Source organism: Klebsiella sp. MS 92-3 (assembly GCF_000195655.1).
Taxonomy (GTDB): domain Bacteria; phylum Pseudomonadota; class Gammaproteobacteria; order Enterobacterales; family Enterobacteriaceae; genus Klebsiella; species Klebsiella pneumoniae.
This window is the reverse complement of the sequence record NZ_GL882781.1, coordinates 3,875-5,404: the sequence shown is the minus strand read 5'-3', so window position 1 is coordinate 5,404 and position 1,530 is coordinate 3,875. Positions and strand designations below refer to the sequence as shown.

The 1,530-nt window shown below is 60.4% G+C and carries 2 protein-coding genes; both read right to left on the bottom strand.

The genetic code is table 11. From position 1 onward, the window contains the following. A partial coding sequence (locus tag HMPREF9538_RS18575; protein WP_009484562.1) for a histidinol dehydrogenase occupies positions 1-524 on the bottom strand: 524 nt, incomplete at its 3' end. Positions 525-563: 39 nt separating this feature from the next. Beyond that, positions 564-1,463, bottom strand: coding sequence for an ATP phosphoribosyltransferase (gene hisG, locus HMPREF9538_RS18580; protein WP_002912152.1), 900 nt, complete (start codon positions 1,461-1,463; stop codon positions 564-566). Positions 1,464-1,530: the final 67 nt, after the last annotated feature.

The following is a 1,530-nucleotide window of genomic DNA, read 5'->3' as shown; positions in this document are numbered from 1 at the left end:
AGCTGTGCGGCATAGAGGATCTCATCGGCAATCGGCGGCGGCGAGCAGAGCACCACCTGCTGACAGCCGGCGATGCGCGCCGGCGTCGCCAGCATCAGCACCGTGGAGAACAGCGGCGCTGAGCCGCCGGGAATGTACAGTCCGACGGAGGCGATAGGGCGGGTGACCTGCTGGCAGCGCACCCCCGGCAGCGTTTCGACATCCACCGCCTGCAGCTGTTGCGCGTTGTGGAAGGTCTCGATGTTTTTCACCGCCACCGCCATCGCCTGCTTCAGCTCATCGCTGAGGCGCTCGTCGGCGGCGGCGATCTCCGCCTCGCTCACCTGCAGCGCGGCGACGGTGGTTTTATCAAACTTCGCGCTGTATTCGCGCAGCGCCCCGTCGCCGTTGGCTTTGACGTTATTCAGGATCTCCGTCACCGTTTTACTGATGCTGTCGGAGGCGGAAATCGCCGGGCGCGTTAAGAGTTGCTGTTGTTGGTCTGCGCTACAGCCGTTCCAGTCGATGATTGTGTTGAAGCTCATGATTGTATTCCCCTGTGTGTCCCGTGACCGGCTGGCCGATTACTCCATCATTTTCTCAATCGGCAGCACCAGAATGGAGCTGGCGCCCAGCGCCTTCAGTTTTTCCATGGTCTCCCAGAACAGGGTTTCGCTGCTGACCATGTGCATAGCCACGCGCTGCTTGTCGCCTGCCAGCGGCAGAATAGTCGGCCGCTCGGCGCCCGGCAGCAGGGCAACCACTTCTTCCAGGCGTTCGGTCGGGGCGTGCATCATGATGTATTTCGACTCGCGGGCCTGAATCACGCCCTGAATACGGGTCAGCAGGCGGTCAATCAGCTGCTGTTTGGCGTCGGCCATTTCGCCGTCGCGCTGGATCAGACAGGCTTTGGAGCGGTAGATCACTTCCACTTCGCGCAGGCCGTTGGCTTCCAGAGTGGCGCCGGTGGAGACCAGGTCGCAGATAGCGTCGGCGAGGCCGGCGCGCGGCGCCACTTCCACGGAGCCGTTCAGCAGACAGGATTTAAAGGAGATACCTTTTTGATCGAGGTAGCGCTTCAGCAGGTGCGGGTAAGAGGTGGCGATACGTTTGCCGTCCAGCGCCGCCGGGCCGTTCCAGGCTTCATCCACCGGAGTCGCCAGCGACAGGCGGCAGCCGCCGAAGTCGAGACGGCGCAGGGTGAAGTAGCGCGGGTCTTCGCCCTGAGCGCGGCGGCTGAGCAGCTCTTCTTCCAGCACGTTTTCGCCGATAATGCCGAGGTCGACAACACCGTCCATCACCAGTCCCGGGATATCGTCATCACGCACGCGCAGAATATCGATTGGCATATTTTCCGCCAGCGCAATCAGACGCTGGGTGTGCAAATTGACTTTAATGCCGCAGCGGCTGAGTAATTCGCGTGAATCTTCGCTTAAACGGCCTGATTTCTGAATAGCTATGCGTAAACGGGTGTTGTCTAACATTGTTCTTTTCCTCTGAATACCTGTCTGAATCTGTCCGAATTTGGTCCAAAAAAAAGCCCCCCCCCCC

Bases quoted from the DNA above. Each gene is read 5' to 3' on its own strand.
- hisG (WP_002912152.1), bottom strand. From the start codon at position 1,463: ATGTTAGACAACACCCGTTTACGCATAGCTATTCAGAAATCAGGCCGT.